The sequence below is a fragment of the Pseudomonas sp. HLS-6 TE3448 genome (assembly GCF_053629555.1).
Genome location: NZ_JBRJIO010000001.1, coordinates 4,667,568 through 4,694,105 on the forward strand (window position 1 = coordinate 4,667,568; position 26,538 = coordinate 4,694,105).

The window sequence follows — 26,538 nt, forward strand, 5'->3', positions numbered from 1 at the left end:
CGCTACGGGGCGACCTGCCGCTTGCCTTGGCGTGGCAACTCAATACTGACACGCAATCCTCCCATGGGACTGTCCTGCAAGCTCATGCGCCCGCCCCAGGCGTCGACGATATCGCGCACAATGCCCAACCCCAGGCCATGACCATCGACCTGCTCGTCCAACCGAGCACCGCGGTTTAACACCTCGTCACGCAAATGTTCCGCGATACCCGGGCCATCGTCGTCGACCCACAGCACATAACCCTCGGCACACTCCTGAATAGTGACGCACACCTCTGCGAAAGCCCACTTGCAGGCGTTGTCCAGAAGGTTGCCGAGAAGCTCCAACAAGTCTTCACGGTCCCAGGGCAAGAGCAGGCCCGGCGCCGAGACATGATTGAGGATAAGCGCCTGGCCATGAATCATGTTCAAGGTAGAAAGCAGCCCCGGCAGTTCGGCATCACAATCGAACTGGGCCCCTGGCAAGGCATCACCCGCCAACCTTGCACGGTTCAGTTCCCGCCCCAACCGTTGCTGAATCTGCTCAAGTTGCTCACGCAGCTGCTCACGGATTTCGGGGTGATCGTTGAGCTTCTCGCTGGAGGCCAGGCTGAGCAACACCGCGAGGGGCGTCTTGAGCGCATGCCCAAGGTTTCCCAAGGCATTTCGTGAGCGCCTGAGGCTGTCTTCAGTGTGGGCCAGCAGGTGGTTGATCTGCGCAACCAGAGGCTCCAGCTCTGTCGGCACTTGCGTATCGAGCTGAGAGCGCTTGCCCTGCTGGAGCTGGGCAATCTGTTCGCGCGTACGCTCCAGAGGCCGCAGGGATCGGGTAACGGTTATTCGCTGAAGTATCAGGATCAGCAACAGGGCTATCAGCCCCATTCCCAATCCGATCTGCTGCATGCGCCGAAAGCCATCGCGTACGGGGGTGTAGTCTTGCGCCACGCTGATGGAGATCAGTTGGCCCAGGCGTCGATAGTCTGCACGCAGTACCAGCAGTTGCTGCCCCTCAGGGCCAAGCTGCAGCCCCGCGTGCAAGCCAGGAGTTTTCGGCATGGGCATGTCCATGTCCCACAGGGACCGGGACCTCCAGCTGCCGCCCTCGAAATCAACGCGGAAGTAATAGCCGGAAAATGGTCGTTTGTATGCAGAGGATACCCGTCGCTCATCCAGCTCCAGGCCGGACTGGCCGCGCCCCAATGCAACCAGAAGGTTCTCACTCTCTTTGCGCAACCCGGTTTCCAGGTAGCGTTGCAGCCCGACCTCGAACAACCACAAACTCAGCTGAGCCAGCACCAACCCCACGACGACCAATACGCCAACCAGGCCGAGGCTCAAACGCGCCTGAATCGACTTCACTGCCCCACTCCACCGAAGCGGTAGCCTTGGCCACGGCGGGTTTCGATCACACTGCGACCGAGCTTGCGACGCAGGTGATTGACATGAACCTCCAGAACATTGGAGTCGCGCTCGGTTTCACCATCGTAGAGGTGCTCAGCCAGGTGGCTCTTCGAGAGGATCTGCTGAGGGTGCAGCATAAAGTAGCGTAACAACCGAAACTCAGCCGCCGTCAGTTGCACGTCTTCACCATTGCGCGTCACGCACTGGCGACCTTCATCCAGGTGCAAACCCGCCGACTCCAGCTTTGGCTGGTTGGCCAGGCCACGCGCACGACGCAACAACGACTGAATGCGCAGTTGCAGTTCTTCGGGGTGAAAAGGCTTGGTCAGGTAATCATCGGCTCCTGCCTTGAGCCCTTCAATACGCTCAGCCCAGGAATCGCGGGCCGTCAGGATCAGAACAGGCGTAGCCAGCCCGCCGGAACGCCACTGTGCCAGAACCTCAAGCCCAGGCAGCCCGGGTAGGCCAAGATCCAGAATGATCGCGTCATAGGGCTCGCTCGCGCCTTGATACACCGCATCACGCCCGTCAGCCAGCCAATCGACTGCGTAGCCCTGACGCTGTAGACCCGCAGTCAGCTCATCGGCCAGCGGAACATTGTCCTCGACCAGTAGCAAACGCATCAGTCGTCTTCCTCATCTTTGAGCAGCGCACCGGTGGCCGCATCGAGTTTGATTTCACGCACGACACCTTCGGTGGTCAGCAATTCCACTTCATAGACATACTGGTTGTGTTTCTCCTCCAACTCGGCCTCCAACAACTTCGCCCCGGGATGTCGGCCCAGGGCTTGTTGCATCAGTTGCTCGAGCGGCAGGATGACGCCTTGCTGGCGTAGATGCAGGGCTTCATCCTGATCAAAGTCACGGGCCAGCACTTGCGCGCAGTACGCTGACAGTATGAGCAGCAGCGCCAAGCCCGTTCGAGAAACGTGTTTCATCACTTGTCCTGATGGTCCTTGAGGACTGCACCGGTAGTTGCATCCAGGTCCACATCCCACTCTATGTTCTGGGCATCACGCAGTTCGACCTTATAGATGTAACGGCCGTAGGCGTCTTCCAGTTCAGTGTCCGTCACCGTTGCACCTGGGTGCTTGGCCAAGGCGGCAGCGTTGAGCTTCTCGAAGGACTGAATCTTGTTCTCCTGAACCAGCTTCATCGCTTGGTCCGGCCCCAGGTCTTTCGCCATGGCAATGTTGGCGGTCAAGGCAAGGGCAGCGGTGGCGAACAGGGCAGTCAACGTTTTCATAGTGCATCTCCATTAAGGTTAATCTTGTCCACGGGGAGCAGAATAACGAACTGGACTTAATTCAAACTGAAAATGGCTGGCCCCATGATAGCGCAGCACTACCCCGCTAATGCCTGGCGTTTTCTATAATCAGCGCCTCTGACTGCGAGGTCCGTATGAGTGCGATCCATATCAAGTATCCGGCGCTAACCTTCAAAGCAGGCACGCAAGCCTTTGCCAGGTTACGTCAGCGCCCCTTGCAGGCAGCAGATGTGGGCATCGTGCCCGGCGCTGCGGGTGGCCCGAAAGCACTCGGTATTCAGGGCCTTGATCTGGCATTGTTCGGGCAATGGCTACCTTCAGCCCCGCGTGAGCGGTCATTGATCGGCGCTTCTATTGGCTCCTGGCGCTTCGCCAGTGCCTGCATCCCCCAGCCTGCGCAAGCGCTACGCCGTCTAGGAGCGCTGTACACAGCCCTGGACTTTCCAAAAGGTGTAACCCAGGAGAACGTCAGCCTGAGTTGCCATCGAATGCTTGATGAGCTGCTTGAAGGACGCGATGCACAAATCCTCGACAATCCGCTCTATCGACTGAATATCATGCTGGTCAAGAGCCATGGCTTGCTCGCGCACGATCAGCGCGCTCGATTGGGCGTAGGGCTATCCGCTGTGATTGCCGACAATCTACTCGGGCGCTCGCGCTTGGCTCGGCATTTTGAACGGATCATCCTCCATGATGCCCGCCTTACTCCGCCTCTACAGCCACTGAACGACTTTCCGTCACGGTTGCTGCCGCTGAGTACCACCAATCTACGCCAAGCCCTGCTGGCTTCTGGCTCGATTCCGATGGTGATGGAAGGTGTACGCGACATACCAGGTGTCGGCCGCGGGACCTTTCGCGATGGTGGCCTACTCGACTACCACCTCGACCTACCCTACAACGGTGACGACATAGTCCTGTACCCGCACTTCACTGATAAGGTTGTACCTGGCTGGTTCGACAAAGCCCTGCCTTGGCGGCGAGGCAATGCCGAGCATCTGAAAAATGTGCTGTTAGTGGCACCTTCAGCGCAGTACCTGGCCAGCCTGCCATACGGCAAATTACCCGATCGCAGTGATTTCAAACGTTTCATCGGTGATACCACCGCGCGACAACGCTACTGGCACAAGGCAATGGCTGAAAGCCAACGTCTGGGTGACGAGTTTCTTGAATGGGTAGAAACCGGCAAGCTGCATGAGCGTCTGCAACCACTGCACTAGCCTTGCTGTTAAACTGCTCGCCAGCATCGCTTCTAAGAGTTATAGACACCGTGGAAATTTTCAAAGAATTCACGTTCGAATCCGCCCACCGCCTGCCGCACGTACCCGACGGGCATAAGTGCGGGCGCCTGCATGGCCACTCGTTCAAGGTCGCACTGCACCTGACCGGCCCTCTCGATCCTCATACAGGCTGGATCCGCGACTTTTCCGAGATCAAGGCGATCTTCAAGCCGCTCTATGAACAGCTCGATCACAATTACCTAAACGACATCCCTGGCCTGGAGAATCCTACCAGCGAGGTGATTGCCAAGTGGATCTGGGACCAGGTCAAGCCGTTACTGCCGGAGCTTTCCAAGGTCCGCATTCATGAAACCTGCACCAGCGGCTGCGAGTATTACGGCGACTAAGTCGCACGTAACGAACAGCAAACCACCCGTGATGGGTGGTTTTTTTTGCCCGCAAAAACCGGCAATTTTTCCAAGCCAAAAAGACAAAACCCCTACCTGCATGTGCAGATAGGGGTTTCGGAATTTAATCTTGACGATGACCTACTCTCACATGGGGAAACCCCACACTACCATCGGCGATGCATCGTTTCACTGCTGAGTTCGGGATGGGATCAGGTGGTTCCAATGCTCTATGGTCGTCAAGAAATTCTGTGTACCAGACCGTCTTTCGACGCTCCAGCAAATCGGGTATGTGATAGTTGTGAGTCGCAAACTTTCGGTTCGTTTCGTCTTCACAACACCGCAATCTGGCCTTTCGACGCAAATTGCTTGGGTGTTATATGGTCAAGCCTCACGGGCAATTAGTATTGGTTAGCTCAATGCCTCACAGCACTTACACACCCAACCTATCAACGTCGTAGTCTTCGACGGCCCTTCAGGGAGCTCAAGGCTCCAGTGAGATCTCATCTTGAGGCAAGTTTCCCGCTTAGATGCTTTCAGCGGTTATCTCTTCCGAACATAGCTACCCGGCAATGCCACTGGCGTGACAACCGGAACACCAGAGGTTCGTCCACTCCGGTCCTCTCGTACTAGGAGCAGCCCCTCTCAAATCTCAAACGTCCACGGCAGATAGGGACCGAACTGTCTCACGACGTTCTAAACCCAGCTCGCGTACCACTTTAAATGGCGAACAGCCATACCCTTGGGACCGGCTTCAGCCCCAGGATGTGATGAGCCGACATCGAGGTGCCAAACACCGCCGTCGATATGAACTCTTGGGCGGTATCAGCCTGTTATCCCCGGAGTACCTTTTATCCGTTGAGCGATGGCCCTTCCATACAGAACCACCGGATCACTAAGACCTACTTTCGTACCTGCTCGACGTGTCTGTCTCGCAGTCAAGCGCGCTTTTGCCTTTATACTCTACGACCGATTTCCGACCGGTCTGAGCGCACCTTCGTACTCCTCCGTTACTCTTTAGGAGGAGACCGCCCCAGTCAAACTACCCACCATACACTGTCCTCGATCCGGATGACGGACCTGAGTTAGAACCTCAAAGTTGCCAGGGTGGTATTTCAAGGATGGCTCCACGCGAACTGGCGTCCACGCTTCAAAGCCTCCCACCTATCCTACACAAGCAAATTCAAAGTCCAGTGCAAAGCTATAGTAAAGGTTCACGGGGTCTTTCCGTCTAGCCGCGGATACACTGCATCTTCACAGCGATTTCAATTTCACTGAGTCTCGGGTGGAGACAGCGCCGCCATCGTTACGCCATTCGTGCAGGTCGGAACTTACCCGACAAGGAATTTCGCTACCTTAGGACCGTTATAGTTACGGCCGCCGTTTACCGGGGCTTCGATCAAGAGCTTCGCGTTAGCTAACCCCATCAATTAACCTTCCGGCACCGGGCAGGCGTCACACCCTATACGTCCACTTTCGTGTTTGCAGAGTGCTGTGTTTTTAATAAACAGTCGCAGCGGCCTGGTATCTTCGACCGGCATGGGCTTACGGAGCAAGTCCTTCACCCTCACCGGCGCACCTTCTCCCGAAGTTACGGTGCCATTTTGCCTAGTTCCTTCACCCGAGTTCTCTCAAGCGCCTTGGTATTCTCTACCCAACCACCTGTGTCGGTTTGGGGTACGGTTCCTGGTTATCTGAAGCTTAGAAGCTTTTCTTGGAAGCATGGCATCAACCACTTCGCGCTCTAAAGAGCACTCGTCATCAGCTCTCGGCCTTAAGATCCCGGATTTACCTAAGATCTCAGCCTACCACCTTAAACTTGGACAACCAACGCCAAGCTGGCCTAGCCTTCTCCGTCCCTCCATCGCAATAACCAGAAGTACAGGAATATTAACCTGTTTTCCATCGACTACGCTTTTCAGCCTCGCCTTAGGGACCGACTAACCCTGCGTCGATTAACGTTGCGCAGGAAACCTTGGTCTTTCGGCGTGGGAGTTTTTCACTCCCATTGTCGTTACTCATGTCAGCATTCGCACTTCTGATACCTCCAGCAAGCTTCTCAACTCACCTTCACAGGCTTACAGAACGCTCCTCTACCGCGTCACCTAAGTGACACCCGTAGCTTCGGTGCATGGTTTGAGCCCCGTTACATCTTCCGCGCAGGCCGACTCGACTAGTGAGCTATTACGCTTTCTTTAAAGGGTGGCTGCTTCTAAGCCAACCTCCTAGCTGTCTAAGCCTTCCCACATCGTTTCCCACTTAACCATGACTTTGGGACCTTAGCTGACGGTCTGGGTTGTTTCCCTTTTCACGACGGACGTTAGCACCCGCCGTGTGTCTCCCATGCTCGGCACTTGTAGGTATTCGGAGTTTGCATCGGTTTGGTAAGTCGGGATGACCCCCTAGCCGAAACAGTGCTCTACCCCCTACAGTGATACATGAGGCGCTACCTAAATAGCTTTCGAGGAGAACCAGCTATCTCCGAGCTTGATTAGCCTTTCACTCCGATCCACAGGTCATCCGCTAACTTTTCAACGGTAGTCGGTTCGGTCCTCCAGTCAGTGTTACCTAACCTTCAACCTGCCCATGGATAGATCGCCCGGTTTCGGGTCTATACCCAGCGACTAAACGCCCTATTAAGACTCGCTTTCGCTACGCCTCCCCTATTCGGTTAAGCTCGCCACTGAATATAAGTCGCTGACCCATTATACAAAAGGTACGCAGTCACCTAACAAAGTAGGCTCCCACTGCTTGTACGCATACGGTTTCAGGATCTATTTCACTCCCCTCTCCGGGGTTCTTTTCGCCTTTCCCTCACGGTACTAGTTCACTATCGGTCAGTCAGTAGTATTTAGCCTTGGAGGATGGTCCCCCCATATTCAGACAAAGTTTCTCGTGCTCCGTCCTACTCGATTTCATTGATAAGAGATTTTCGCGTACAGGGCTATCACCCACTATGGCCGCACTTTCCAGAGCGTTCCGCTAATCTCAAATCAACTTAAGGGCTAGTCCCCGTTCGCTCGCCACTACTAAGGGAATCTCGGTTGATTTCTTTTCCTCAGGGTACTTAGATGTTTCAGTTCCCCTGGTTCGCCTCTTGCACCTATGTATTCAGTACAAGATACCTAGGTTATCCTAGGTGGGTTCCCCCATTCAGAGATCTCCGGATCAAAGTCTGTTTGCCGACTCCCCGAAGCTTATCGCAGGCTACCACGTCTTTCATCGCCTCTGACTGCCAAGGCATCCACCGTATGCGCTTCTTCACTTGACCATATAACCCCAAGCAATCTGGTTATACTGTGAAGACGACATTCGCCGAAAATTCGCAATACTCTTAAGACTTAAGAGACACTCACAAATTTTACCTTAGCCTGAATAAACACCAGTGAAAGTGCTATTCAGTCTATTTCTATCACATACCCAAATTTTTAAAGAACGATTCTGAAAAAGTTCAGAAATCAACATTCACCATCATCACAATGGAATGCTCATTTCTAAGCTTTGACACGGTTGAGCAAGAGGGGTGGTGGAGCCAAGCGGGATCGAACCGCTGACCTCCTGCGTGCAAGGCAGGCGCTCTCCCAGCTGAGCTATGGCCCCAGCAATTGGTGGGTCTGGGCAGATTCGAACTGCCGACCTCACCCTTATCAGGGGTGCGCTCTAACCAACTGAGCTACAGACCCAATCGAAGGTTGCTAACCTAATCGTCTTCTTCAATGAATCAAGCAATTCGTGTGGGAGCTTATGAAGCAGCTGATGTCGTCGATTAAGGAGGTGATCCAGCCGCAGGTTCCCCTACGGCTACCTTGTTACGACTTCACCCCAGTCATGAATCACACCGTGGTAACCGTCCTCCCGAAGGTTAGACTAGCTACTTCTGGTGCAACCCACTCCCATGGTGTGACGGGCGGTGTGTACAAGGCCCGGGAACGTATTCACCGCGACATTCTGATTCGCGATTACTAGCGATTCCGACTTCACGCAGTCGAGTTGCAGACTGCGATCCGGACTACGATCGGTTTTGTGAGATTAGCTCCACCTCGCGGCTTGGCAACCCTCTGTACCGACCATTGTAGCACGTGTGTAGCCCAGGCCGTAAGGGCCATGATGACTTGACGTCATCCCCACCTTCCTCCGGTTTGTCACCGGCAGTCTCCTTAGAGTGCCCACCATTACGTGCTGGTAACTAAGGACAAGGGTTGCGCTCGTTACGGGACTTAACCCAACATCTCACGACACGAGCTGACGACAGCCATGCAGCACCTGTCTCAATGTTCCCGAAGGCACCAATCCATCTCTGGAAAGTTCATTGGATGTCAAGGCCTGGTAAGGTTCTTCGCGTTGCTTCGAATTAAACCACATGCTCCACCGCTTGTGCGGGCCCCCGTCAATTCATTTGAGTTTTAACCTTGCGGCCGTACTCCCCAGGCGGTCAACTTAATGCGTTAGCTGCGCCACTAAAATCTCAAGGATTCCAACGGCTAGTTGACATCGTTTACGGCGTGGACTACCAGGGTATCTAATCCTGTTTGCTCCCCACGCTTTCGCACCTCAGTGTCAGTATGAGCCCAGGTGGTCGCCTTCGCCACTGGTGTTCCTTCCTATATCTACGCATTTCACCGCTACACAGGAAATTCCACCACCCTCTGCCCTACTCTAGCTCGCCAGTTTTGGATGCAGTTCCCAGGTTGAGCCCGGGGATTTCACATCCAACTTAACGAACCACCTACGCGCGCTTTACGCCCAGTAATTCCGATTAACGCTTGCACCCTCTGTATTACCGCGGCTGCTGGCACAGAGTTAGCCGGTGCTTATTCTGTCGGTAACGTCAAAACAGCAAGGTATTAGCTTACTGCCCTTCCTCCCAACTTAAAGTGCTTTACAATCCGAAGACCTTCTTCACACACGCGGCATGGCTGGATCAGGCTTTCGCCCATTGTCCAATATTCCCCACTGCTGCCTCCCGTAGGAGTCTGGACCGTGTCTCAGTTCCAGTGTGACTGATCATCCTCTCAGACCAGTTACGGATCGTCGCCTTGGTGAGCCATTACCTCACCAACTAGCTAATCCGACCTAGGCTCATCTGATAGCGCAAGGCCCGAAGGTCCCCTGCTTTCTCCCGTAGGACGTATGCGGTATTAGCGTTCCTTTCGAAACGTTGTCCCCCACTATCAGGCAGATTCCTAGGTATTACTCACCCGTCCGCCGCTGAATCAAGGAGCAAGCTCCCGTCATCCGCTCGACTTGCATGTGTTAGGCCTGCCGCCAGCGTTCAATCTGAGCCATGATCAAACTCTTCAGTTCAATACTGCTTGGGTTTTGAGAAAACCCTAAACTTGGCTCAGCAATCTCAAATGACTATTTCGATTTCTCGTGTAGTCACTTGTGATGCTGATAATCTTTTTGACTATCAGTCTGATTTCACAAGCACCCACACGAATTGCTTGATTCGATTGTTAAAGAGCGGTTGGTTAAGAGCTTTTCATCTCAACCGAGGCGCGCATTCTACGCCTTCCTCTGTCCCTGTCAAGCGTTTATTTTGAAGTTTTTCAGAATTTTCCGTTCAACTTCAACCACTTGACTCGCTTCGATCTCTCGTTAGCGGGAGGCGAATTCTACAGCGTTTCAACTCGCTGTCAACCACTTTTTTCACCGCTGCCGATCTATTCGACCGAAGCACTTCCGACACTATCGCTAAACGTCTAACTCATTGATTACCAAGGAGTTTTCCGTTTCTACTGCGCCGGAAGAGGTGCGCATTATAGAGAGATGAAACGGGGCGTCAAGCCGTATTATTGAAAACAACCGATAAAAGAAAGATGCGCACTATATTGCTCATTGACAAAGGGTTCGCGCATCATACGACGACTCCCTCAGCTTATATATAGAAAGGACATCGTCCGCAGCATGAATGCCCAACCCCGCAGCCTGGCAACAACCCTCTTCCCCATTGCACTGCTAATGATTGCCATGGCCTCGATCCAGTCTGGCGCTTCACTGGCCAAGAGCCTGTTCCCCCTTATCGGGGCACAAGGCACGACCACACTGCGCCTGATATTCGCCAGCGTGATCATGTTGCTGTTGCTGCGCCCCTGGCGCGCCAAGCTAAACGCCAGCACACTCAAGACAGTGTTGATCTATGGCGCGGCACTGGGTGGCATGAACCTCCTCTTCTATATGTCGCTGCGCACCGTGCCGCTTGGCATCGCCGTAGCCCTGGAGTTCACCGGCCCTCTGGCGGTAGCGCTGTACGCATCACGGCGCGCGGTAGACTTCCTCTGGATTGGTCTTGCCGTGCTTGGTTTGGCGCTGCTTATCCCGGTGGGCCAGACAGGTACAGGCATCGATCTGGTAGGTGCCAGCTATGCGTTGGGGGCGGGCGTCTGCTGGGCACTCTATATTCTGTATGGCCAGAAAGCAGGCGCCGATAATGGCATTCAGACTGCCGCGCTGGGGGTGGTGATCGCCGCTTTCGTCGTAGCGCCTTTCGGCATTGCGCATGCAGGCACAGACTTGCTATCCCCTGCACTCATCCCCGTAGCACTTGGCGTCGCGATCCTCTCCACCGCCCTGCCCTACAGCCTGGAGATGGTGGCACTGACACGAATGCCCGCCAAGACCTTTGGCACGCTAATGAGCATCGAGCCAGCCTTTGGCGCGCTTTCCGGCCTGCTGTTCCTCAATGAGGTGCTCAGCCTGACCCAGTGGCTGGCCATCGCGGCGATCATCACCGCGTCTGCTGGCGCCACACTGTCCTTGCGTAGAGAGCCGCAACCCTTGGTTGCCGCCGACTGACATGAGAAATACTTTCATCTAAATCGATGCAGGTCATTGTGTCGAATACCTGCCATCTTTAAGCTGTAACCTGACGCCAAGCTTGAAGTTTTTCATTTATCAGACAAGGATGCTGTAGGCGCCAGGAAGGATGCATCGGCTATGTAGACGGCTCGAAGGCTCGGGCACGCAGTAAGGACAGGAATGAAACGAATTTTGCTCATCCTAGCCATTTTGGCCATCGCAGGCTGTGCCGCGACCGCCAAGACAGAGGTCAAGCGCGGGAAAAAAGGGCTGCACATCAATTGTTCCGGCCTGTCGTCATCGTGGAGCAAGTGCTACAGCAAAGCCGAAAGCTCATGCGGCAGCAAAGGCTATAAAGTCCTCGCTAAATCTGGCGATGATGAAGGAGAGCCTGGGGATTTTGTCTTTGGAATAAACCCGGCGGGATACACCAGTCGCAGCATGATCGTGATCTGCCGCTGACCCGGACACGGTAGAAGGCTACCCTCAGGCGACCTTCTACCGTTGCTGCACGGTCAATCAATCAGATTGCCGCCGTGCGCACCTGCAACCATTGCAGCGCATCGCCTCCGAGCAAAGGCGACAATCGCTGACACACCTCGTCGTGATACGCGTTGAGCCACTGCCGCTCCTCGGCGCTCAGCAACTCAGGCAGCAAGCAACGCGTATCAATCGGGCACAACGTCAGGGTTTCAAATTCGAGGAAGTCACCAAACGCGCTCGTCCCCGACTCCCGATTGAACACCAGGTTCTCGATACGGACGCCCCACTGCCCTGGTCTGTAGGTTCCCGGTTCAATCGAGGTAATCATGCCCGCTTGCATTGCCGTCTGCGGTGCAGGCGCAGCCTGATAGGCAATGACCTGTGGGCCCTCGTGCACATTCATGAAGTAGCCAACGCCATGCCCGGTGCCATGCCCATAGTCGACATGCTCAGCCCAAAGTGGCGCCCGTGCAATGGCGTCGAGCAGGGGTGAAAGCACCCCACGCGGAAACCGCGCACGTGAAAGCGCGATCATCCCCTTGAGTACGCGGGTGCAGTCCTGCTTCTGTTCGACGCTTGGCGAGCCGATGGGCACCATCCGCGTAATGTCGGTGGTACCGCCCAAGTACTGTCCACCTGAGTCGATCAACAGCAGCCCATCCCCCTCGATTGTTGCATGGGATTCCTCGGTTGCCCGGTAATGCGGCATGGCACCATTACTGTTGAAGGCGGCAATCGTCGCAAAGCTGGGCGAGACGAAACCGGGGCGACGGGCTCGAGCCGCGCCCAGCTTTTCGTCAACGGTCACTTCGGTGATGCACTCACGCCCCAACGCCGACTCGAACCAGGCAAAAAACTCGCACAACGCCGCGCCATCCTGCTCCATGGCCTGGCGGACGTGAGCCAGATCAGCTTCACTTTTGCGCGATTTGGCCAGGGTCGTCGGATTGATCTCCTCCACAAGCCGCACATCGTTGTTCAGGTTCGCCACAAGACCGAGAGTGACCTTGGCTGGATCAATCAACAACGAGCAGCCTGGGGCAATTTCGGCCAAAGCCGCACCTGCGGTGGTGTAGTCCCGCAAATGAACACCATCGGCTTCGAGCACCTGACGCAGGTTTTCGTCGACCTTGCTCAGGGCCACGAACAGGATTGCCTTCTCCTGGCTGACCAAGGCAAACGACACAAACACCGGGTTGTAAGAGACATCACTGCCGCGCAGGTTGAACAGCCAGGCAATGTCATCCAGCGTGGCGAGGAAATGCCAGTCGGCGCCACGCGCCTGAAGCGTCTGACGCAGGTTTTCCAACTTTTGCACCCGACTGACCGTCGCATACGGTGGCAGATGTGGGTAAACCGGGTTGGCTGGCAATGGCGGGCGCTCATCCCACACATCAAGCAACAAGTCTTTATCTGCCAACAACCGCACATTGCGCAGTTTGAGTCGCGCCTCCAGTTGCCGGGCTGATGCCAATGCCATGACCGTACCATCGACAGCAACTGCACCGCCCTCAGGCACCTGCTCAGCGAGCCAGTCCAGCGGGCCGGGCTGACCGGGCAGCAACTTCATCAGCGCTATACCACTGCCACTCAACGCTTTTTCGGCCTGCTCCCAGTAGCGGCTATCCACCCAAAGACCAGCGAAATCCGCTGTGATGATCAGCGTCCCCACCGAGCCATGAAAACCGGAGAGCCACTGCCGTCCCTGCCAATACCCTGGCAGGTACTCGGAAAGATGCGGGTCGGCCGACGGCACCAACAGCGCATCGACACCTTCCCGGCTCATCACGTCGCGCATACGCGCCAAACGCGTCGTTACTGCCACCTGCGTTGAAGACTCACTGTTCATGCTGACTCCTGCTACCACGACATCCATTGGTCTTGGTCGCAGATAATGGAACAGCCCTCAGCCCTGGGCAACTGCCCAGAAGGGCGCTGCCTGCGATGAGGCCTTGATGGCCGCTGCAGCCTGGTCGATGTCGGCCTCACTGGTGTAGCGCCCCAGGCTCAGGCGAAGGGTTCGGCGCGCGGCTTGCTCGTCATGCCCAAGAGCGAGCAGCACATGGGACGCTGCACTGCTGGCTGAATTGCATGCAGACGTGGAGGAGAACGCCAATCGCGTGGCCAGAGCGTGCAGATCGACGCTATTGTCGGCGAAGGTCAGGCTCAACGTATGAGCAATGCGCTGCTGGGGGCTTCCGTTCAAGCCTAGCCCCGGCACGCCAGCCAACTGCTCCAGCAAGCGAGTACGCAAGCGCCTGATTCGCGCAAGCTCCTCGTCGAACAGTTCGCCGGCCAACGCGAAGGCCGCGCCCATCGCAACGATTTGATGGGTCGCCAACGTTCCTGAGCGCAACCCACCTTCATGCCCGCCGCCATGCATTTGAGCCTGAAGCGCGGGGCGAGCACGCTCACCGACATACAATGCCCCGATACCTTTCGGACCGTAGACCTTATGCGCAGAGAAGGACACCAGATCCACCGGCCAACGCACTAGGTCAATCTCGACCTTGCCGGCTGCCTGTGCAGCATCGACATGCAGGAATGCACCATGACCACGCACGTGTTCGCCAATGGCCTGCACATCGTTGAGCGTTCCCAGTTCGTTGTTGACCAGCATCAGCGAAACCAGAAAGGTGTCGTCTCGCAGCGCACCTGCAACGGCCTGCGGCGTAATGAGCCCTTGAGCATCCGGCGCCAGCCAGGTGACCTCGAAGCCGGCCAGTTCAAGTTGCCTGACACTATCAAGTACAGCTTTGTGTTCGATCAGGCTGGTGATGATGTGCCCGCCACTGCGCCCCTGCGCCAGGCCCTTGAGCGCCAGGTTGTTCGACTCGGTAGCGCCGGACGTCCAGACGATCTGCTCGGGTTGAGCGCGCACCAGACTGGCAACCTGAGCACGCGCTCGCTCCACCGCCTGACGGGCCTGCTGCCCATAACAATGAGAACTGGACGCGGGGTTGCCAAAATTTCCAGATACGCCCAAACACTCGACCATCACCTGAATGACCCGCTCGTCGACAGGTGTCGTGGCGGCGTAGTCGAAATACAACGGTAGATTGCTCATAGGTCAAGCCCTTGCTTGGCGCCGCGCCGCTGCAGAGCGAGCACTGCGCCAATCCTTCCTGGTAAGTTCACCCGGATAGTGCCTCAAGACCTCTTAGAACAATAAATTATTAATTATTATATTTATATTCCAATAATCCCGTTACTAACACCTGACAGCAACCCTCAGAGAGGTCACATCGCCAAGCGCTGCGCCAAGGCTTTCGCCTGCAGCGCCACATCAGTGACAGCAGTACTTTCCCACCACATACCGCGCAACGGCGGCCCAATGGCGAACAAGCGCTCACTGGCATGCCCTTGAGCATCCAGCACAGCGCCGTCCGGGTTGGCAGCAATGCCCAGCGCCAGTGGCCCAGGCTGAACAAGGCCACGCGCAAGCAGGTTTTGCGGCAGGGGCCGATCAACACGGCGCCAATCGTATTCGATACCCATTGAATTGATCAGTGCCGCCCCCGTCACACGCGTCGTCGCCTGCTGACCGCGGAAACGCAAACGAATACCCACCGCCTCGCCCTCAACAGCGTCGACGCCTTGCCAAGAGGCAGCATGAATGCGCAAGCGCCCCTCGTCACGCAGACGTTGGAGCAATGCCGCGCCAGGCGGCGCTGAACGGTGGTGATGACTCTCCCACCAGGGCCGTACATGACGCACAAACTGGCGCCGCTCACGATCGCTGGCCTGGCTCCAGAGCCTGGCGATATGTTGTCGGACGGTATCCAGCGGCGCCTGCCAGTCGACACCCTGAGCAATCGCCAAGCGGCATTGTTCACGTACAGCTCGAAGCAGTTGGCGTGGGCTGCGCAAGCCAGGGTCAGTTGCCAGGAAGTCGACCCAGGTCGGGGGCTGCCGACGGACATGGGGTAGCAGGCCATGGCGGGAAAACACCTCGATAGGTCCCCGATGCCCAGCCTGCTGCAACGACACCAACGCATCGATCATGGTCAGGCCGGAGCCGATGATCAACACTCGCCCTTGAGGATCAAGCCCACGCATGGCCGAGACATCCCAAGGGTCAAGGGTGGTCTGCTCCAACGCCTCTGCACCAAGGCGCGGGGTACGTGCGGCAGTAAACATGCCCGTAGCCAGCACAGCGCGCTCAGCCCGCAGCCGGCGCCCGTCGGCACACTGTATAAGCACGCCCTCGTTGTCGACGTGCAGGTCGTCTACCTCGCTACGCAAGTGCTCGACTCTGGAGCCTGAACGCGCACCCATGACCTCAGCGTCAGCCAGACGTTGGCGCGCATAACAGCCGAACAGGCCACGGGGCGGAAACAACTCGGCAATCGGTACCTGTTGCTCGGCAGACTCAGGCCAACCGCCCTCCCGAATACACTGCGTAAGCCACTGGGTCAGGTCATCGGGGTTATCTGGGTCGACACTCATCCGCGCGGCATTGCCATTGAGGGTATGCCCTGGTTCAGTCGCACTGTAGGCCTCGCCACGACCAAGCTCGGGCCGAGGTTCAACGACGACGATACGTCGTTGACCAGGCTGGCGTAGCAGTTGCGCAGCAAGCATCGCGCCACTGAGGCCACCCCCAACAATGAGTACATCAATGACTGTATCCGGGTACGTCGCAGCGTATGGTGCGTGCATTCGCGTCTCCTTGCGCAATTATCTGGATGATAAGCGGCAAACGGCGGCAAACGCAGCCACACCGGTACTAAAGTAGGTTCATGCCGACGGCGCGCCAAAGCGCTTGCGATAGTCGCTCGGCGCCAACCCCATGACCTTGTGGAACACTTTGCGGAAAGCCCCAGGGTCTTGATACCCGACACCCCAGGCAATCTGCTCGACATTGCGATTGGTGAACTCCAGCATGCGACACGCGCGCCCGACGCGAACCTGCTGGCAGTACTCGGTCGGTTTCAGTCCGGTAGCACGACGAAAACGGCGCAGAAAGGTACGCTCCTCAAGGCCGGCATAACCGGCCATCCCTTCGAGGCTGACATCCTTGGCGCCGGTGCCTTGCAACCAGTGCTGAACCTTGAGAATCGCTTCGTCTCCATGGTCCAGGCAGGGGCTGAAGACACTGCCTGGACGCTGCCCGGTCACCACCCGTTCCACGGCCAGAAACCGGGCGGTTTCCGTCGCCAATGTAGCCCCCAGAAAGCGCTCGACCAGGTTCAAACCCAGCTCGGTCCAGGCCATCAACCCTGCGGAAGTAATAATGTCGCCGTCATCCAGCAACGGCAAATGGGTCTCGACCTTCACCTGTGAAAAGCGCTGAGCCAGGGATGGCGCAAAGTTCCAATGCGTGGTTGCCGGGCGGCCGTCGAGCAAGCCGCTTGCCGCAATAAAGAACACCCCGACGCATACCGACACCAGCACGGCGCCCTCACGGTGCCACTGCCTGAGGTCGCCACAGAACCGCTCAAGCAACTCAGGATCCGGCGCCTGGGTGAGGCTTGGCGGAATGATAATGGCGCGCGGCTGGTGAGCGCGCTGCGGATGCGTATCAAAGCTGACCGCCAGCCCTCCGCCATCGACCTCACACCAGTGAGTGACACGCAACAACGGCCGCTCCAGCGCGCCGAGCTCGACGGACATGCGATTCGCGACCGCCAGCAAGTCGGTAACACCCTGCACGGCCGCCATCTGCGCGCCCGGGTACACCAGAATGCCGATCTCCAGCGTGTCGCGTACGGTAGTCATTGTCAGTTTTTCCAGCCAATTTGTCGGTTGCGCCAATCTGCAAGCCTGTCGATCAAGCCTATAACTATCGCCACGTCACAACCACTCCCAGTACAAGGAAAGCGACATGACCCGACACGCGCTGATCGTCATTGATATTCAGAACGACTATTTTCCCGGCGGCAAATGGCCCCTCGACGGTGTCGAGGCTGCTGCCGATAACGCAGCACAGGTATTGGCAGCAGCGCGGGCCCGGAACGACCTGGTGGTTCACGTGCGCCATGAGTTCGAGTCCGCGGACGCACCGTTCTTCACGCCCGGCTCAGAGGGTGCTCAGATACATCCCAAGGCAGAAAACCAGGCAAATGAACCGGTGGTTCTCAAGCACAAGGTAAATGCCTTCCTGGATACCGAGCTCAAGGCACTGCTGGATGATCACCACGTCAGCGCCATTACCCTGGTCGGCAGCATGAGTCATATGTGCATCGACGCGGCAGCACGCGCGGCGGCCGACTTTGGCTACGCGACCACAGTCATTCACGATGCCTGCGCTACCCGCGCACTGGTGTTCAACGATATGACAGTACCCGCTGAGCAGGTGCATGCCGCCTATATGGCGTCGCTGGCATTCGGTTATGCGCAGGTCGTGTCGACAGCCGAATACCTCGACGCCCAACGCGACTGACCTACCGGGCAGCGCTCAGATCACGACATTGCGTACAAAGCGTACCGCCACCTCACCATCGTTGCGATAGACGTGCATCCGGTTGCTGGCGAAGGTAAAAAATTCGCCAGCGGCCAGGCTGTGTACCTGATCCTCGATCAACAAGGTCAGGCAACCTTCAAATACGTAGAGTTGCTCGCTCCACCCGTCAGCATCGGCCTCGGAGGGGTACACTTCGCCGGGCTCCAGGCGCCACTCCCACAACTCGACCTCGCGGCTGGCCGCGGAGCTGGCCAACAGAATCGCCTTGCTGCCCGGATGAACGCCCGTCCAGGCCAGTTCGTTGATTCGACTGGGATCGCGATTGTCCGGTGCCTGGATCAAATCGCTGAATGCGACATCAAGTGCTTCGGCTATTCGATCCAGTGTCGTCAGGCTGACGTTCTTTTCGCCAGCCTCGATGGCAACCAGCATGCGACGACTCACACCCGATTTTTCCGCCAGTGCAGTCTGGCTGAGGCCGGCAGCATGACGCAGGCGACGGATGTTCTGACTGACGTGCTGCAACACAGACGCCCTGTGATTCGAATCTTTGTGCACTATATTGCTCGCTGGTAGAGTGTGCGCAGTATACTGCCCACTTTGGCGCATTGTGCGTCGCCCATCATTCGTGTGCAAGACCATGACCTCAAGCGCCCCGCAACACGCGACCGTGACCTTCCGGCCAAGCAAAGCCGAGTGGGTACTGATCTTCATCACTGTCCTCTGGGGCGGCACTTTTCTGCTCGTGCACAAGGTGATGACCGTCAGTGGCCCGATGTTCTTCGTGGGCCTGCGTTTTGCGGCTGCCGCACTGTTCGTTGCCATGGTATCGGCCCGCTCGCTGTCCGGCCTGACCACCACCGAACTCAAGGCCGGCTTCTTGATTGGCGTCTCCATCATGCTTGGCTATGGCCTGCAGACAGTTGGCCTGCAAACCATCAGCAGCAGCCAATCGGCGTTTATCACAGCCTTGTATGTGCCATTCGTGCCCTTGCTTCAATGGGTGATTCTGAGCCGTCGCCCCGGGCTCATGCCAAGCATCGGCATCAGCCTGGCATTCATCGGGCTCATGCTGCTGGCAGGCCCGAACGGCCGTTCGTTGCAGTTCAGTCCCGGCGAGATCGCCACGGTGGTCAGCGCGGTCGCCATTGCAGCCGAGATCATTCTGATCAGCCGCTTTGCTGGCAAGGTCGATGTGCGCCGCGTCACTGTCGTACAACTGGCAACGGCCTCGGCCCTGTCATTCCTGATGATTGTTCCGACCCAGGAAGCATTGCCAGACTTTTCCTGGCTACTGGTGCTCAGCGCCGTCGGCCTGGGTGCGATGAGCGCAGCCATCCAGGTGGCAATGAACTGGGCACAGAAATCGGTTTCGCCTACCCGCGCCACCCTCATCTACGCGGGCGAACCCGTGTGGGGCGGCGTCTTCGGACGGCTGGCGGGAGAGCGCCTGCCGGGCGCCGCGCTGGTCGGTGCATTGCTCATCGTCATTGCGGTAGTGGTCAGCGAATTGAAGGTCAAACGTCGAGAGGAGAAGTCCGTCGAGGAAGAGGTACGCGAACAAGAGCGCGAACCGGGTTGAGGCAGCAGGCTTCACGCCATCCCTGAAAAAAACTGTTATAAAAAAATAGTTTAATGCACCGTTCTTGTAGGATTCTGCGACAGCTTGTGGGTTGGTGATCGACGGTCCGGCACGTATGATCCCTTACAAACTCCTGCAGATTAGAAACCCATGTCCTTGATAGTTCTGCTGCTTCTGCCATTCATCGGCAGCTGTCTGGCGGCTGTCCTGCCGCATAACGCGCGTAACAGTGAGTCACTACTGGCAGGTCTTGTTGCACTTGTCGGCACCGTACAGGTGGCGCTGCTGTACCCTCAGATTGCCGATGGCGGCATCATTCGCGAAGAAGTGCGCTGGCTACCCAGCCTTGGGCTGAACCTGGTCTTGCGCCTGGATGGCTTCGCCTGGTTGTTCTCCATGCTGGTGCTTGGCATCGGCACGCTGGTTTCGCTCTACGCCCGTTACTACATGTCCCCTCAGGACCCGGTGCCGCGCTTTTTCGCCTTTTTCCTGGCGTTCATGGGGGCCATGCTCGGCCTGGTGATTTCCGGCAACCTGATCCAGATCGTATTCTTCTGGGAACTGACCAGCCTGTTCTCCTTCCTGCTGATCGGTTACTGGCATCATCGCAGCGATGCACGACGCGGGGCCTATATGGCCTTGATGGTTACCGGAGCTGGCGGCCTGTGCCTGCTGGCAGGGGTGCTGCTGCTCGGCCATGTGGTCGGCAGCTACGACCTGGACACGGTGCTGGCTGCCGGTGATCAGATACGTAGCCATGCCCTCTACCCGGTACTGCTGCCCCTCATCCTGCTGGGCGCCCTGAGCAAAAGCGCACAATTCCCCTTCCACTTCTGGCTTCCCCATGCCATGGCAGCGCCGACGCCCGTATCGGCCTACCTGCACTCCGCTACCATGGTCAAAGCCGGGGTGTTCCTGCTCGCAAGGCTTTGGCCGGCGCTGGCCGGCAGCGAACAATGGTTCTGGATCGTCAGCGGCGCGGGCGCCTGCACCTTGCTGCTGGGCGCTTACACGGCGATGTTCCAGAATGACCTCAAGGGCCTGCTGGCCTATTCGACCATCAGCCACTTGGGCTTGATCACCCTGCTGCTCGGGCTTAACAGCCCATTGGCGGCCGTCGCGGCAGTGTTCCACATTCTCAATCACGCAACCTTCAAGGCCTCACTGTTCATGGCGGCCGGGATCATCGATCACGAGAGCGGCACCCGTGACATTCGCAAACTCAGCGGGCTGTTTCGCCTGATCCCCTTTACCGCGACGCTGGCCATGGTTGCCAGTGCTTCGATGGCCGGCGTGCCATTGCTCAACGGCTTTCTGTCCAAGGAAATGTTCTTCGCCGAAACCGTGTTCATTTCCTCCACTGCCTGGGTCGAAACGACCCTGCCGGTCATCGCGACACTGGCCGGTACCTTCAGTGTGGCCTACGCCCTGCGCTTCACCGTGGATGTATTTTTCGGGCCGCAGGCCACCGACCTGCCCCACACGCCGCATGAGCCACCGCGCTGGATGCGTGCACCGGTCGAGCTCCTGGTACTGACCTGCCTGGTGGTGGGTATTTTTCCAGCCCAGTCCGTAGGCCCCCTGCTTGCCGCGGCCGCCTTGCCTGTAGTCGGCGGCACCCTGCCCGAATACAGCCTGGCAATCTGGCACGGCTGGAATGCACCACTGATCATGAGCCTGATTGCCATGGCGGGCGGCATCGTGCTGTACCTGTTGCTGCGCAACCAGTTCAAGCTCGGCCGCATTGCCCATCCACCCTTCATCGAGCGTTTCAACGGCAAGCGACTGTTTGAACGCTGCCAGGTACTGTTGATGCGCATGGCCCGCCGTGCCGAGCGCCTGCTCACGACCCGACGCCTGCAAAAGCAGTTGTTCATGCTGGTACTGGCAGCGTTCCTCGCAGGCCTGCTGCCCATGCTGCACAGTGGCCTGAGTTGGGGTGATCGACCGAAGATCCCAGGTTCCGGTGTATTCGTGGCCCTCTGGCTGATCGCAATTACCTGCGCCCTTGGTGCGGCCTGGCAAGCCAAGTATCACCGATTGGCCGCCCTGACCATGGTCAGCGTATGCGGCCTGATGACCTGTATCACCTTCGTCTGGTTCTCGGCACCCGACCTGGCGCTGACCCAACTGGTCGTGGAAGTGGTCACCACGATCCTGATCCTGCTGGGCCTGCGCTGGCTGCCACGCCGGATCGAGGGCGTCTCGCCACTGGGCAGCCAGGAACGTGCCCGCCTGCGACGCCTGCGCGACCTGGTGCTGGCAGTGCTGGTCGGTACCGGCATGGCCTTGCTGTCCTACGCCATGCTGACCCGGCCGACCCCCAACGACATCTCCTCGTTCTACCTGAGCCGGGCACTGCCCGAGGGCGGTGGCAGCAACGTCGTCAACGTGATGCTGGTGGATTTCCGTGGCTTCGATACCTTGGGCGAAATCACCGTGCTGGTTGCCGTGGCGCTCGCGGTGTTTGCCCTGCTGCGACGTTTCCGACCGCCACGCGAAAGTATCGAGTTACCCGCACAACAGCGTCTGCTGGCGCCGGACGTGGTCACCGACCTGGTCAACCCACGGCACGCCGCCGATACGGCACTGGGCTTCATGATGGTGCCCGCCGCCCTGGTTCGCCTGCTGCTGCCGATTGCCCTGGTGGTGTCGATGTACCTGTTCATGCGCGGGCACAACCAGCCGGGCGGCGGCTTCGTTGCCGGCCTGGTGATGTCGGTAGCCTTCATCCTCCAGTACATGGTCGCTGGCACCCAGTGGGTCGAAGCGCAAATGAGCCTGCGCCCGCTGCGCTGGATGGGCACCGGCCTGCTCTGCGCCACCCTCACCGGGGTGGGTGCCATGCTGCTGGGCCACCCCTTCCTGACCACCCACACCGCCCACCTTCACCTGCCGGTGATCGGTGACTTGCATGTGGCCAGCGCACTGTTCTTCGATATCGGCGTGTTCACGGTCGTAGTCGGTTCAACCCTGCTGATCCTTACCGCGCTGGCGCACCAGTCGGTACGTAGCCATCGCCCCGGTGGCCACGTGAAAAACCCTCAACCAGGAGCCGCCTGATGGAAGAAGTCATTGCAATTGCCATCGGTGTACTCGCCGCCTCAGGTGTATGGCTGATACTGCGGCCACGGACCTTCCAGGTAGTGATGGGCCTGTGCCTGTTGTCCTATGGCGTCAACCTGTTCATCTTCAGTATGGGCAGCCTGTTCATTGGCAAGGAGCCGATCATCAAGGACGGCGTACCGCAGGACCTGTTCAACTACACCGACCCGCTGCCCCAAGCCCTGGTACTGACGGCAATCGTCATCAGCTTCGCCATGACCGCCTTGTTCCTGGTCGTACTGCTGGCGTCACGTGGCTTGACCGGCACTGACCACGTCGATGGCCGGGAGCCGAGTGAATGAATGCGATGAACCAACTGATCGTCGCCCCCATCCTGCTGCCTCTGATGACCGCAGCGCTGATGCTGCTGCTCGGCGAAAAGCGACGGCCACTCAAGGCCCGTATCAACCTGGTTTCAACCCTGCTTGGCCTGGGCATTTCCGTGGTGCTACTGGTGTGGGTACACACACAGGGGCATGCCAGTTCGATGGGTGTTTACCTGCCCGGGAACTGGCCCGCACCGTTCGGCATCGTGCTGGTAGTCGACCGCCTCGCGGCAATGATGCTGGTGTTGACCGGCATTGTCGGGCTTAGCGCGCTGCTCTACGCCATGGCCCGCTGGGACAGCGCAGGAGCCAGTTTCCATGCCCTCTTCCAGATCCAGCTGATGGGGCTGTACGGGGCCTTCCTGACGGCAGACCTGTTCAACCTGTTCGTCTTTTTCGAGGTGCTACTGGCGGCATCCTATGGCTTGATCCTGCACGGCTCGGGACGGGCACGGGTCAAGGCCGGCCTGCATTACATTGCCATCAACCTCGTCGCGTCATCGCTGTTCCTGATTGGCGCAGCGATGCTCTATGGCGTTACCGGCACCCTGAACATGGCCGACCTGGCGGTCAAGATCCCACTGGTGCCTGAGGCCGACCGAGGCTTGCTGCACGCTGGCGCCGCGATTCTGGCCATAGCCTTTCTGGCAAAGGCCGGCATCTGGCCGTTGAATTTCTGGCTGGTACCGGCGTACTCGGCAGCCAGCGCCCCCGTGGCCGCACTTTTCGCAATCATGACCAAGGTCGGCATCTACACCGTGTTGCGTCTCTGGACCTTGCTGTTTTCCGGGCAAGCCGGCGACTCTTCATTCTTCGGTGGTGAATGGCTGGTGTACGGCGGCCTCGCAACCCTGGGTTGTGCCGCACTGTTGATACTCGCCGCCCAGCGTCTTGAACGTATGGCCAGCCTGAGCATCCTGGTCTCGGCAGGTACGCTGCTGGCCGCGATAGGCTTCGGGCAACCCGCCCTGACCGCAGCGGCGCTGTTCTATCTGGTCAGCTCGACGCTCGCGCTGTGCGCACTGTTCCTGCTTGCGGAACTGATCGAACGCTCTCGTTCGGTCAACGAGATTCCGCTGGACGACGACGGCGACACCCTGCCCGAGCCACCCGAGCCACCCCAACTGCCCAAAGGCATCAACCTGGACGATGATCAGAAGGCCGTTGTCGGCCAAGTCATCCCCTGGGCCATGGCGTTTCTCGGCCTGAGCTTCATCGCCTGCGCCCTGCTGGTGATCGGCATGCCACCGCTATCGGGTTTCATCGGCAAGCTGAACCTGATCAGCGCCCTGCTCAACCCGCAAGGCCTCAGCATCACGACCGAACAGCCGTTGCCGATGACCGGCTGGACACTGCTGGCACTGCTGGTGCTTTCGGGCCTGGCCTCACTGATTGCCCTGGCACGCGTCGGTATCAAGCGCTTCTGGACACCACAGGAACGCCCTTCGCCAGTACTAAGGCGCCTGGAATGCCTGCCGATTGTTGCCCTGCTCGGCTTGTGCGTACTCCTCAGCATCCAGGCCGAGCCACTGTTACGCTACACGCAGGACACTGCGAACGGCCTGCAGAACCCGCAGCAGTACATTTCTGCGGTGTTCGCTACACGGCCAGTGGCAGGCCCGCTGGCTGTACCTGAGGAGGTGCAGCCATGAAGCGCCTGTTCCCTGCCCCTCTGATATCGCTGGCGCTGTGGTTGCTGTGGCTGGTATTGAACCTTTCGATAAGCCCCGGCAACCTGTTGCTGGGCGCGCTGCTTGGCGTGCTCGCACCGCTACTGATGGCCCCCCTGCGACCACAGTCAGTGAGCATTCGCAAACCTGCGACCATCGTACGCCTGATCCTGCGGGTTGGCCTGGATGTGCTGAGCTCCAACCTGCAAGTGGCTCGCAGTGTCCTGACTGCCGGCCAGCGCCCACCACGGTCGGCCTTCGTGCGCATTCCACTGGACTTGCGCGATGCTCACGGGCTAGCAGCCTTGTCGATGATCACAACGGTGGTCCCTGGCACCATCTGGTCGGAGCTGGCGCTGGACCGCAGTGTCTTGTTACTGCATGTCTTTGATCTGGACGACGAAACGCAATTCATCGAGCACTTCAAGCACACCTACGAACGCCCGCTGATGGAGATCTTCGAATGACAGGCCTGCTCGCCAACGCCATTCTCGCCAGCCTGTTCATTTTCGCCATGGCCATGGCCTTGACCTTGGTCAGGCTGTTCCGCGGCCCATCGGCGCAAGACCGGGTACTGGCGCTGGACTACCTGTACATCCTGGCCATGCTGATGATGCTGGTGCTGGGCATTCGCTACGCCAGTGATACCTACTTTGAAGGCGCGCTACTGATCGCGCTGTTCGGCTTTGTCGGCTCGTTCGCCCTGGCCAAATTCCTGCTGCGCGGTGAGGTGATCGAATGAGCGAGTTCAATGCATTGCCATTCTGGCTTGAACTGGCTACCGCGGCACTGCTGCTAACCGGCAGTGTGTTTGCGTTGATAGGCGCCTTCGGCCTCCTGCGCATGAAGACGTTCTTTCAGCGCATGCACCCACCAGCCCTTGCCTCGACGCTGGGGACCTGGTGTGTCGCACTGGCCTCGATCCTGTACTTTTCCGGCCTCAAGCACATGCCGGTTCTACATGCCTGGCTGATCCCGATCCTGCTTTCGATTACCGTACCAGTCACCACACTGCTGCTGGCGCGAGCGGCACTTTTCCGCAAACGCATGGCGAATGAGCCTGTGCCGGAAGAGATCAGTAGCGGGCGCGACAGGGGTAACTGATAGATCACGTGCTAAGGCGTTGCAGCTCACGTCGAACCATCGAAGCAAACTCCGGCGGGCTTAGTTGGTAGAGTTGCGCGGCAACCCAATCAAGCCAGGCGGCCTTAAGTTGTGCACGCTGCGCAAGCCATTGTTCAGCCAATTCGCGCGCCTGCGCCTGGTGCTGCGCATGAAACTCGGCCCGACCACGCAGTTCAGTGCCGACATCCGTCATTCGCTGGCCTTGAAGGTCATCTCGCCCTTGCGCCACTTGGCCGCTTTGGCGGTGGCCGCCTTGAGAATCTTGCTCAAGCCTTCCTGCAGTTGTGCATGGGCCGCAAATATCAGCACCACACTCTGCCCTTCACGTAACACGATTCCGTTGCCGTCCGGGGTCGATACGAAGGCATAGTCGCCCAGACCATAAACCGTATGTTTGATGTCACGGAATCGAACTTCCAACTTACCGCCCTCACGACTGGGCAGTACCGCCGCGCGAAAGTGGTCGCCGACCTTTAACTCCAGACGCTGCTTGTCATCAACGACCAACGCCTCTTCAGTGTCGATTTCGGCCATGTAAAGGCCTTCGGCACTTTGTTCAGTGACATAGACAAAACGCGATTGAAACTGTTTGACCAGCTTGGCCCGAAGATCGCCCAGCACAAACAGGGCCTGCATATCCAGATTGCTGACTGCCAATGAAAAATTCCTCAACGACTGATCACGCCCCTGCCAACGCTGGCAGCAATGCCGCGCAATGGCCAAGGCACGTTGTATTGAATGGCTAAGATAGTAGTGGTTTAGCGAATGATTATC

23 protein-coding genes, 2 tRNA genes and 3 rRNA genes are annotated in these 26,538 nt (G+C 58.0%); 12 read left to right on the forward strand and 16 right to left on the reverse strand.

Annotated elements, in window-relative coordinates:
• Positions 1-2 precede the first annotated feature (2 nt).
• Genes AB7M23_RS21430 through AB7M23_RS21445 form a run of 4 tightly spaced genes read right to left on the reverse strand, consistent with a single transcriptional unit; the run spans position 3 to position 2,624 of the window.
• Positions 3-1,337 (reverse strand): ATP-binding protein, encoded by a 1,335-nt coding sequence (locus AB7M23_RS21430; protein WP_454241976.1) that lies wholly within the window; start codon positions 1,335-1,337, stop codon positions 3-5.
• Positions 1,334-2,002, reverse strand: a complete 669-nt coding sequence (locus tag AB7M23_RS21435) for a response regulator transcription factor (protein ID WP_065758496.1) — start codon at positions 2,000-2,002, stop codon at positions 1,334-1,336. Before AB7M23_RS21435 ends, AB7M23_RS21430 begins: the two co-directional genes overlap by 4 nt.
• A complete protein-coding gene (locus AB7M23_RS21440; protein ID WP_454241977.1) occupies positions 2,002-2,316 on the reverse strand; it encodes a PepSY domain-containing protein in 315 nt (104 codons plus the stop codon). The genes AB7M23_RS21435 and AB7M23_RS21440 overlap by 1 nt, the downstream gene beginning before the upstream one ends.
• Positions 2,316-2,624 carry a PepSY domain-containing protein gene (locus AB7M23_RS21445; RefSeq protein ID WP_454241978.1) on the reverse strand — a complete coding sequence of 103 codons (309 nt, stop codon included), beginning with the start codon at positions 2,622-2,624 and terminating at the stop codon, positions 2,316-2,318. Before AB7M23_RS21445 ends, AB7M23_RS21440 begins: the two co-directional genes overlap by 1 nt.
• 155 nt (positions 2,625-2,779) lie before the next feature.
• Here AB7M23_RS21445 and AB7M23_RS21450 point away from each other — a divergent pair, with 155 nt between their 5' ends.
• On the forward strand, positions 2,780-3,862 hold the full coding sequence (locus AB7M23_RS21450; protein WP_454241979.1) for a patatin-like phospholipase family protein: 1,083 nt from the start codon (positions 2,780-2,782) through the stop codon (positions 3,860-3,862).
• Positions 3,863-3,912: 50 nt separating this feature from the next.
• Positions 3,913-4,269, forward strand: coding sequence for a 6-carboxytetrahydropterin synthase QueD (gene queD / locus AB7M23_RS21455; RefSeq protein ID WP_083199754.1), 357 nt, complete (start codon positions 3,913-3,915; stop codon positions 4,267-4,269).
• A 128-nt stretch (positions 4,270-4,397) separates the two neighbouring features.
• On the opposite strand, the gene rrf is transcribed toward queD, so the two are convergent.
• The 5 genes from rrf to AB7M23_RS21480 form a co-directional block, all read right to left on the reverse strand.
• A 5S ribosomal RNA gene (gene rrf, locus AB7M23_RS21460) occupies positions 4,398-4,513 on the reverse strand.
• Positions 4,514-4,649: 136 nt separating this feature from the next.
• Positions 4,650-7,540, reverse strand: a 23S ribosomal RNA gene (locus tag AB7M23_RS21465).
• Positions 7,541-7,793: 253 nt separating this feature from the next.
• Positions 7,794-7,869, reverse strand: a tRNA-Ala gene (locus AB7M23_RS21470).
• A 6-nt stretch (positions 7,870-7,875) separates the two neighbouring features.
• Positions 7,876-7,952: transfer RNA gene (locus tag AB7M23_RS21475), tRNA-Ile, on the reverse strand.
• An 84-nt stretch (positions 7,953-8,036) separates the two neighbouring features.
• Positions 8,037-9,573 (reverse strand): 16S ribosomal RNA (locus tag AB7M23_RS21480).
• Together the 16S, 23S and 5S rRNA genes with 2 tRNA genes alongside form the textbook arrangement of a ribosomal RNA operon.
• Before the next feature lie 603 nt (positions 9,574-10,176).
• Between AB7M23_RS21480 and rhtA the strand changes: the two genes are divergently transcribed.
• Together rhtA and AB7M23_RS21490 are read left to right on the forward strand one after the other, a co-directional pair.
• Positions 10,177-11,064: a threonine/homoserine exporter RhtA gene (gene rhtA / locus AB7M23_RS21485; protein WP_454241980.1), complete on the forward strand. Its 888-nt coding sequence runs from the start codon at positions 10,177-10,179 to the stop codon at positions 11,062-11,064.
• A gap of 183 nt (positions 11,065-11,247) precedes the next feature.
• Positions 11,248-11,529 carry a hypothetical protein gene (locus AB7M23_RS21490; protein ID WP_065759932.1) on the forward strand — a complete coding sequence of 94 codons (282 nt, stop codon included), beginning with the start codon at positions 11,248-11,250 and terminating at the stop codon, positions 11,527-11,529.
• Between the two features lie 61 nt (positions 11,530-11,590).
• On the opposite strand, the gene AB7M23_RS21495 is transcribed toward AB7M23_RS21490, so the two are convergent.
• From AB7M23_RS21495 to AB7M23_RS21510, 4 genes are all read right to left on the reverse strand, one after another.
• Positions 11,591-13,399 carry an aminopeptidase P family protein gene (locus AB7M23_RS21495; RefSeq protein ID WP_454241981.1) on the reverse strand — a complete coding sequence of 603 codons (1,809 nt, stop codon included), beginning with the start codon at positions 13,397-13,399 and terminating at the stop codon, positions 11,591-11,593.
• A 57-nt stretch (positions 13,400-13,456) separates the two neighbouring features.
• Complete coding sequence (locus tag AB7M23_RS21500; RefSeq protein ID WP_454241982.1) at positions 13,457-14,617, reverse strand: aminotransferase class V-fold PLP-dependent enzyme; 1,161 nt, start codon at positions 14,615-14,617, stop codon at positions 13,457-13,459.
• 173 nt (positions 14,618-14,790) lie between these two features.
• Positions 14,791-16,212 carry an FAD/NAD(P)-binding protein gene (locus AB7M23_RS21505; protein ID WP_102051737.1) on the reverse strand — a complete coding sequence of 474 codons (1,422 nt, stop codon included), beginning with the start codon at positions 16,210-16,212 and terminating at the stop codon, positions 14,791-14,793.
• A gap of 78 nt (positions 16,213-16,290) precedes the next feature.
• On the reverse strand, positions 16,291-17,271 hold the full coding sequence (locus AB7M23_RS21510) for a GlxA family transcriptional regulator (protein ID WP_454241983.1): 981 nt from the start codon (positions 17,269-17,271) through the stop codon (positions 16,291-16,293).
• Positions 17,272-17,377: 106 nt separating this feature from the next.
• Here AB7M23_RS21510 and AB7M23_RS21515 point away from each other — a divergent pair, with 106 nt between their 5' ends.
• Positions 17,378-17,935, forward strand: a complete 558-nt coding sequence (locus AB7M23_RS21515) for a cysteine hydrolase family protein (protein WP_102051739.1) — start codon at positions 17,378-17,380, stop codon at positions 17,933-17,935.
• Between the two features lie 15 nt (positions 17,936-17,950).
• On the opposite strand, the gene AB7M23_RS21520 is transcribed toward AB7M23_RS21515, so the two are convergent.
• Positions 17,951-18,514 carry a helix-turn-helix domain-containing protein gene (locus tag AB7M23_RS21520; protein WP_065759926.1) on the reverse strand — a complete coding sequence of 188 codons (564 nt, stop codon included), beginning with the start codon at positions 18,512-18,514 and terminating at the stop codon, positions 17,951-17,953.
• Between the two features lie 82 nt (positions 18,515-18,596).
• Here AB7M23_RS21520 and AB7M23_RS21525 point away from each other — a divergent pair, with 82 nt between their 5' ends.
• The 7 genes from AB7M23_RS21525 to AB7M23_RS21555 all read left to right on the forward strand — a co-directional run bounded on the left by AB7M23_RS21525 (position 18,597) and on the right by AB7M23_RS21555 (position 25,743).
• On the forward strand, positions 18,597-19,538 hold the full coding sequence (locus AB7M23_RS21525; protein ID WP_454241984.1) for a DMT family transporter: 942 nt from the start codon (positions 18,597-18,599) through the stop codon (positions 19,536-19,538).
• 150 nt (positions 19,539-19,688) lie between these two features.
• Positions 19,689-22,601 carry a monovalent cation/H+ antiporter subunit A gene (locus AB7M23_RS21530; protein WP_454241985.1) on the forward strand — a complete coding sequence of 971 codons (2,913 nt, stop codon included), beginning with the start codon at positions 19,689-19,691 and terminating at the stop codon, positions 22,599-22,601.
• Positions 22,601-22,945: a Na+/H+ antiporter subunit C gene (locus AB7M23_RS21535; protein WP_065759923.1), complete on the forward strand. Its 345-nt coding sequence runs from the start codon at positions 22,601-22,603 to the stop codon at positions 22,943-22,945. Before AB7M23_RS21530 ends, AB7M23_RS21535 begins: the two co-directional genes overlap by 1 nt.
• Positions 22,942-24,621 carry a monovalent cation/H+ antiporter subunit D gene (locus AB7M23_RS21540; RefSeq protein WP_454241986.1) on the forward strand — a complete coding sequence of 560 codons (1,680 nt, stop codon included), beginning with the start codon at positions 22,942-22,944 and terminating at the stop codon, positions 24,619-24,621. The genes AB7M23_RS21535 and AB7M23_RS21540 overlap by 4 nt, the downstream gene beginning before the upstream one ends.
• Positions 24,618-25,106, forward strand: coding sequence for a Na+/H+ antiporter subunit E (locus tag AB7M23_RS21545; protein ID WP_454241987.1), 489 nt, complete (start codon positions 24,618-24,620; stop codon positions 25,104-25,106). Before AB7M23_RS21540 ends, AB7M23_RS21545 begins: the two co-directional genes overlap by 4 nt.
• Positions 25,103-25,381, forward strand: a complete 279-nt coding sequence (locus tag AB7M23_RS21550) for a K+/H+ antiporter subunit F (RefSeq protein WP_065759920.1) — start codon at positions 25,103-25,105, stop codon at positions 25,379-25,381. Before AB7M23_RS21545 ends, AB7M23_RS21550 begins: the two co-directional genes overlap by 4 nt.
• Entirely contained in the window at positions 25,378-25,743 is a 366-nt protein-coding gene (locus tag AB7M23_RS21555; protein WP_099775315.1) for a Na+/H+ antiporter subunit G, read from the forward strand. Before AB7M23_RS21550 ends, AB7M23_RS21555 begins: the two co-directional genes overlap by 4 nt.
• Positions 25,744-25,747: 4 nt before the next feature.
• Here AB7M23_RS21555 and AB7M23_RS21560 read toward each other — a convergent pair whose 3' ends face one another.
• Both AB7M23_RS21560 and AB7M23_RS21565 read right to left on the reverse strand, forming a co-directional pair.
• Positions 25,748-25,957, reverse strand: a complete 210-nt coding sequence (locus tag AB7M23_RS21560) for a hypothetical protein (protein WP_454241988.1) — start codon at positions 25,955-25,957, stop codon at positions 25,748-25,750.
• Complete coding sequence (locus AB7M23_RS21565; RefSeq protein ID WP_065759917.1) at positions 25,954-26,421, reverse strand: hypothetical protein; 468 nt, start codon at positions 26,419-26,421, stop codon at positions 25,954-25,956. Before AB7M23_RS21565 ends, AB7M23_RS21560 begins: the two co-directional genes overlap by 4 nt.
• Between the last annotated feature and the right edge of the window lie 117 nt (positions 26,422-26,538).

What these genes read in the sequence shown, in the direction of transcription:
- AB7M23_RS21490 (WP_065759932.1), top strand. Translation starts at nt 11,248, where the DNA reads ATGAAACGAATTTTGCTCATCCTAGCCATTTTGGCCATCGCAGGCTGT.
- AB7M23_RS21510 (WP_454241983.1), bottom strand. Translation starts at nt 17,271, where the DNA reads ATGACTACCGTACGCGACACGCTGGAGATCGGCATTCTGGTGTACCCG.
- AB7M23_RS21550 (WP_065759920.1), top strand. Translation starts at nt 25,103, where the DNA reads ATGACAGGCCTGCTCGCCAACGCCATTCTCGCCAGCCTGTTCATTTTC.
- AB7M23_RS21515 (WP_102051739.1), top strand. Translation starts at nt 17,378, where the DNA reads ATGACCCGACACGCGCTGATCGTCATTGATATTCAGAACGACTATTTT.
- rhtA (WP_454241980.1), top strand. Translation starts at nt 10,177, where the DNA reads ATGAATGCCCAACCCCGCAGCCTGGCAACAACCCTCTTCCCCATTGCA.
- AB7M23_RS21505 (WP_102051737.1), bottom strand. Translation starts at nt 16,212, where the DNA reads ATGCACGCACCATACGCTGCGACGTACCCGGATACAGTCATTGATGTA.
- AB7M23_RS21495 (WP_454241981.1), bottom strand. Translation starts at nt 13,399, where the DNA reads ATGAACAGTGAGTCTTCAACGCAGGTGGCAGTAACGACGCGTTTGGCG.
- AB7M23_RS21555 (WP_099775315.1), top strand. Translation starts at nt 25,378, where the DNA reads ATGAGCGAGTTCAATGCATTGCCATTCTGGCTTGAACTGGCTACCGCG.
- AB7M23_RS21445 (WP_454241978.1), bottom strand. Translation starts at nt 2,624, where the DNA reads ATGAAAACGTTGACTGCCCTGTTCGCCACCGCTGCCCTTGCCTTGACC.
- AB7M23_RS21500 (WP_454241982.1), bottom strand. Translation starts at nt 14,617, where the DNA reads ATGAGCAATCTACCGTTGTATTTCGACTACGCCGCCACGACACCTGTC.
- AB7M23_RS21525 (WP_454241984.1), top strand. Translation starts at nt 18,597, where the DNA reads ATGACCTCAAGCGCCCCGCAACACGCGACCGTGACCTTCCGGCCAAGC.
- AB7M23_RS21450 (WP_454241979.1), top strand. Translation starts at nt 2,780, where the DNA reads ATGAGTGCGATCCATATCAAGTATCCGGCGCTAACCTTCAAAGCAGGC.
- AB7M23_RS21540 (WP_454241986.1), top strand. Translation starts at nt 22,942, where the DNA reads ATGAATGCGATGAACCAACTGATCGTCGCCCCCATCCTGCTGCCTCTG.
- AB7M23_RS21545 (WP_454241987.1), top strand. Translation starts at nt 24,618, where the DNA reads ATGAAGCGCCTGTTCCCTGCCCCTCTGATATCGCTGGCGCTGTGGTTG.
- AB7M23_RS21560 (WP_454241988.1), bottom strand. Translation starts at nt 25,957, where the DNA reads ATGACGGATGTCGGCACTGAACTGCGTGGTCGGGCCGAGTTTCATGCG.
- AB7M23_RS21535 (WP_065759923.1), top strand. Translation starts at nt 22,601, where the DNA reads ATGGAAGAAGTCATTGCAATTGCCATCGGTGTACTCGCCGCCTCAGGT.
- AB7M23_RS21440 (WP_454241977.1), bottom strand. Translation starts at nt 2,316, where the DNA reads ATGAAACACGTTTCTCGAACGGGCTTGGCGCTGCTGCTCATACTGTCA.
- AB7M23_RS21530 (WP_454241985.1), top strand. Translation starts at nt 19,689, where the DNA reads ATGTCCTTGATAGTTCTGCTGCTTCTGCCATTCATCGGCAGCTGTCTG.
- AB7M23_RS21435 (WP_065758496.1), bottom strand. Translation starts at nt 2,002, where the DNA reads ATGCGTTTGCTACTGGTCGAGGACAATGTTCCGCTGGCCGATGAGCTG.